We start from the raw sequence: 378 nt of genomic DNA on the forward strand, positions 1-378 counted from the left end.
CGTGGGCGTGAGCGTGGGCGGCGGTGCGGGCACCGAATCGACAGGCCCTTCGGGAGCGGGCATCGGCTTGGGCGGCGCCAGCGGCGGTATCGCCGGTAGCCGCCCCGTCTCGGGCGCGGGCATTGGCTTGGGCCGCGACAGCGGCAGCGCCCGCAGCACGAGCCGCGCCGGCATCTCGGGCATCGCGGGGGATGCGAGCGTGCGCAGCGACGACGCCGAAGCGGGCGTCGCACGGATCTTCGATGCGGACCGCGTGCAACGCGACGTCGATGCGCAGGTGCAGATCATGCAGACCTTCGGGCGCGACGCCTCCCAGGCGTGGGGGACCTACGCCAACAGGCAGTACGTGGAGGCGGTCGCAAACGGCGATGAGCGGGG

At 73.5% G+C, this 378-nt stretch carries 1 pseudogene; it reads left to right on the plus strand.

Annotated features, from left to right (window positions below):
* Positions 1-378, plus strand: a pseudogene (locus WG922_RS21930) (hypothetical protein); the annotation flags it as partial.

Source organism: Ramlibacter sp. AN1015, from assembly GCF_037726105.1.
In the GTDB taxonomy this organism is placed as follows: Bacteria; Pseudomonadota; Gammaproteobacteria; order Burkholderiales; family Burkholderiaceae_C; genus Ramlibacter.